Source organism: Streptomyces sp. NPDC054840 (assembly GCF_053611065.1).
In genome coordinates, this window is record NZ_JBSGZP010000619.1 from 1 (window position 1) to 4,344 (window position 4,344).

Annotated in this window: 4 protein-coding genes; 1 reads left to right on the forward strand and 3 read right to left on the reverse strand. The window is 73.3% G+C overall.

Going from position 1 to position 4,344, the window contains the following annotated elements:
- Positions 1 to 52: 52 nt before the first annotated feature.
- From ACWGIU_RS30855 to ACWGIU_RS30865, 3 genes are all read right to left on the reverse strand, one after another.
- Positions 53 to 694, reverse strand: coding sequence for a DUF5995 family protein (locus ACWGIU_RS30855; protein ID WP_453711328.1), 642 nt, complete (start codon positions 692 to 694; stop codon positions 53 to 55).
- 75 nt (positions 695 to 769) lie between these two features.
- A complete protein-coding gene (locus tag ACWGIU_RS30860) occupies positions 770 to 2,164 on the reverse strand; it encodes a uracil-xanthine permease family protein (protein ID WP_453711330.1) in 1,395 nt (464 codons plus the stop codon).
- Positions 2,165 to 2,258: 94 nt separating this feature from the next.
- Complete coding sequence (locus ACWGIU_RS30865; RefSeq protein ID WP_453711332.1) at positions 2,259 to 3,506, reverse strand: MFS transporter; 1,248 nt, start codon at positions 3,504 to 3,506, stop codon at positions 2,259 to 2,261.
- 55 nt (positions 3,507 to 3,561) lie between these two features.
- On the opposite strand from ACWGIU_RS30865, the gene ACWGIU_RS30870 reads away from it, so the two are divergent.
- Positions 3,562 to 4,344: ROK family transcriptional regulator (locus ACWGIU_RS30870; protein WP_453711334.1), on the forward strand; the 783-nt coding region annotated here is incomplete at its 3' end.

A 4,344-nucleotide genomic window follows, 5' to 3' on the forward strand; every position in this document is an offset into this window, starting at 1 on the left:
GTCATACGGTGAAGCCGTCCGGCGGCCGGCGAGGCTCCGGGGCGGCGGTGCTTCAGCCCCGCGGGGTCAGCAGGCAGCGGCCGACCAGGCCCACGCCCGCGTCGAGGGAGTCGGTGAACTCCTCGGCCAGTTCCGGCGCCCGGCGCAGCGTCCACAGCAGGCGGGCCGCGGACCAGGCCCCGGCGCGGGCGCGCTCCAGGCTCCACGAGCCGACGAGGTGGGTCAGCGGGTCGGCGATCTCCAGCAGGTCCGGGCCCGGCATCAGGTCCTCCCGGATGTGCTCCTCCAGGGAGACCAGCGTGTCACCGACCCGGTCGAAGTCCGCCTCCAGAGCCCGCGGCTCGCAGTCGAGCTCACCGCACGTGGCCACCACCGCCAGCGCCAGGTCATGGCCGATGTGCGCGTTGATCCCGGCCAGCGCGTGCTGGAGCGGACGGATCCCGGGGTGGCGGCGGTACTGCAGCAGGGGGCGCCAGCAGGCCGGGGCCCGCTCCGCCTCGACCGCCGTCAGGTACCGCTCCGCGAACCGCACGCTGAGCGTCTCCGCCCGCCGGGGTGCCGGGAACCCGCCGTACTCGATCCGCCGGTGCAGGGTCTCCGTCACGGTCAGGTAGACCCGGTTGAAGACGGCGACACCGTCCTGCGGCGGGAGCCGCTCCTCCAGGGCGCGCATCCGCGCCAGCACCGCTTCCATGGGGGCAGAGTCGCAGGCGCCGACGCGGATCCGGGGCACTTGGCCGTACGCTTCCCCGGTTCGGGCGAAACCCCGTCAACGGGGCTTGTCCTGGCCGCCCCCGAGGTCGTCGTAGCCGGACGTGCCCGCGTCGAGCAGGGGCTCCTGCTTGAGGTGGGCGGGGGCGAGGAAGCGCAGCGCGTGATAGCCGGTGATCACCACGATCGTGCCCAGCGCGATGCCGCCCAGCTCGAAGGTGTCGGTGATCTGCAGCTTCACGCCGCCGATGCCGATGATGATGCCCGCCGCGGCCGGCACCAGGTTCAGCGGATTCCGCAGGTCCACCCCGCCGTTGATCCAGATCTGGGCGCCGAGCAGGCCGATCATCCCGTAGAGGATGACCGTGATGCCGCCGAGCACCCCGCCGGGGATCGCGGCGACGACCGCGCCGAACTTGGGGCACAGCCCGAAGAGCAGCGCGAAGCCCGCGGCCGCCCAGTAGGCCGCCGTGGAGTAGACCCGGGTGGCCGCCATGACACCGATGTTCTCGGAGTACGTGGTGTTCGGCGGGCCGCCGACCGCCGTGGACAGCATGGACGCGGCGCCGTCCGCAGCGATCGCCGTACCCAGCTCGTCGTCGAGCGGGTCGCCGGTCATCTCGCCGACGGCCTTGATGTGCCCGGCGTTCTCCGCGATCAGCGCGATCACCACCGGCAGGGCGATCAGGATCGCCGACCACTCGAAGGCGGGTGCGTGGAACGACGGAAGCCCGATCCAGTCGGCCTTGGAGACCCCCGAGAGGTCCAGGCGCCAGTGCTCCACGGACTCGGCGCCGCCCATGGGGGAGTCGATCTTCCCGAAGACGAGGTCGAAGATCCAGGAGATCGCATACCCGAAGAGCAGACCGAGGAAGATCGCGATGCGCGACCAGAAACCGCGCAGGCAGACCACGGCCGCCCCCGTGAACAGCATCGTCAGCAGCGCCGTCCACTGGTCCTGCGGCCAGTACGTACTCGCCGTCACCGGCGCCAGGTTGAAGCCGATCAGCATCACCACCGCGCCCGTCACGACGGGAGGCATCGCCGTGTGGATGACGCGGGCCCCGAAGCGCTGGACCACCAGGCCTGCCAGGAACAGCGCCACGCCCACGACGAAGACGGCGCCCGTGACCACCGCACTGTCCCCGCCGGAGGCCCGGATGGCCGCCGCGACGCCGACGAAGGAAAGGGAGCAGCCCAGGTACGACGGGACCCGCCCGCGCGTCGCGAGGAGGAAGATCACCGTCGCGACGCCAGACATCATGATGGCCAGGTTGGGGTCCAGACCCATCAGGACCGGAGCGACGAAACTCGCACCGAACATCGCCACGACGTGCTGCGCGCCCAGCCCGGCGGTCCGCGGCCACGACAGCCGCTCCTCCGGGCGGACCACCGCGCCGGGGGCGGGAGTCCGCCCGTCTCCGTGCAGGGTCCAGCCCACGCCGAGGCCCATGGTCCACTCCTCTTCTCCGGACGGCCGCCGCTCCGGCCGCTCACACGTCGAGGCCGCAGCGCACGGGGTACGTGCCGCTGCGGCCGACGACATATTACGGCCGGGTTTGGGCGGGTTCATCGAGGTCGCTGGAACCGGACTTCGCCGTCGCCCCGCCGAGACCACCCCCAGCCTGCCCCACCGGCGCCTCCGGGCGCAGTACCGCGGCACCCGCGATCAGCGCGAACGCCAGCAGGGTGACCAGCCCGAAGGACACCACCAGCGAGGTCGCGTCCGCCACCGCGCCGATCGCCGACGGCGCGATCAGCCCCGAGGTGTACGTGATCGTCGCGACACCGGCGATGGCCTGAGCCGGGGCCGGACCGCTGCGCCCCGCCGCCGCGAAGGCCAGCGGGACCACCACCGCGATACCCAGCCCGATCAACCCGAACCCGGCCAGCGCACCCGCCGGATGCCGTACCCCGACCACGAGCAGACCGCCCAGGGTGGCCACCACCCCACCCGCCCGGACCGTGTGCACCGCCCCGAACCGGTCCACCACCCGGTCCCCGACCAGCCGGGCCACGGCCATCGTCAGCGCGAAGGCGGTGGTGGAGGCCGCCGCCAGACCGGCGTCCGTGTGCAGGACGTCCCGCAGGTAGACCGCCGACCAGTCCAGGCTCGCGCCCTCGGCGAAGACCGCGCAGAACCCGACGGCCCCGATCAGCAGCGCCGACTTCGGCGGCAGCGCGAAGTGCGGGGGAGCCTGCGCCTCCTGGTCGGCCCTCAGGTCCAGTACCCCTTGTACGGCGAACAGCCCGCCCGCCGTGAGGACCAGTCCGCCGACCAAGTGGTGCAGCCGGGCGTCGGCCCCGGTGTGCGCGGCGACGGTACCCGCGGCCGAGCCGAGCAGGGCGCCCACGCTCCACATGCCGTGCAGCGAGGACATGATCGAGCGGCCCAGCCGGTTCTCCGTCTCCACGCCCAGCGCGTTCATCGCCACGTCCGACATGCCGGCGGTGGCGCCGTAGACGAAGAGCACGAAGCAGAGGGTGGGCAGGTTCGGGGCGAGGCTCGGCAGGATCAGTGAGAGGGTCCAGAGCGAGAGCAGCGCCCGCAGCGCCGCGCGGGCGCCGAGCCAGTGGTTGATCCGTCCCGCCAGCGGCATCGCCAGGGCCGCGCCCACGGCGGGCGCGGCGAGGGCCAGCCCCAGGGTGCCCGCGCTGAGCTGGGCATGCTCCTGGATCCAGGGGATACGGGTGGCGAAGGAGCCGGTGACGGCACCGTGGGTGCAGAAGACGGCGGCGATGGCGTAGCGGGCATGGCGCAGGCGCGCCGGGCTGAGGTCGGTGTCCCCGGTCATGAGGATTAAACTATCAGGGACCCTGCCTGATAGTTAACGGGCCCGACTCCCTAGGATGGGCGCCGTGACTCCTGCCCCCACCCGCACCCCGGTACCGGCCCCCGCCTCGCCCAGCACGGCCCGGGCCATCAACGACCGCCTCGCCCTGCAACTCCTCCAGGAATCCGGGCCCCTGACGGCCACCCAGCTCAAGACCATGACCGGCCTCTCCCGCCCCTCGGTCGCCGACCTCGTCGACCGGCTCACCGAAGCCGGACTCATCGAAGTCGCCGGCGAATCCGGCGAACAGCGCCGCGGCCCCAACGCCAAGCTGTACGGGATCGTCGCCGACCGCGCCCACCTGGCCGCCCTCGACGTGCGCACCGACCGGGTCACCGCCGTCGTCACCGACCTCCTCGGCCGACCCCTCGCCCAAGCCGCCCTGCCCGTCGGTGCCCCCGAGGACGCGGTGGCCGCCCTGCTGCGCACCGCGCGCGAAGCCGGCGCGGCCGAACTGCACACCGTCGTCATAGGCGCCCCGGGCCTGGTCGCCCCGGCCACCGGGGAACTCCGCGACACCAGCGGCCTCCCGCCCTGGCACCGGGACTTGGTCGCCGTCCTGCAGCGGAGCCTGCCCGCCGTGGTCATGGTCGAGAACGAGACCAACCTGGCCGCCCTCGCCGAGCAGCGCCTGGGCGTGGCCCGCGACCTGGACTCCTTCGTCCTGCTGTGGCTCGGAGCGGGCGTGGGCGCGGCCGTGGTCCTGGACGGCCGGCTGCGCCGCGGCGCCTCCGGCGGGGCGGGTGAGATCGGCTTCCTCCCCGTGCCGGGCACCGCCGGCCTGCCCTCGGCCGAGGAC

Coding starts and splice junctions, on each gene's coding strand:
- ACWGIU_RS30855 (WP_453711328.1), bottom strand. CDS start 694: ATGGAAGCGGTGCTGGCGCGGATGCGCGCCCTGGAGGAGCGGCTCCCG.
- ACWGIU_RS30860 (WP_453711330.1), bottom strand. CDS start 2,164: ATGGGCCTCGGCGTGGGCTGGACCCTGCACGGAGACGGGCGGACTCCC.
- ACWGIU_RS30865 (WP_453711332.1), bottom strand. CDS start 3,506: ATGACCGGGGACACCGACCTCAGCCCGGCGCGCCTGCGCCATGCCCGC.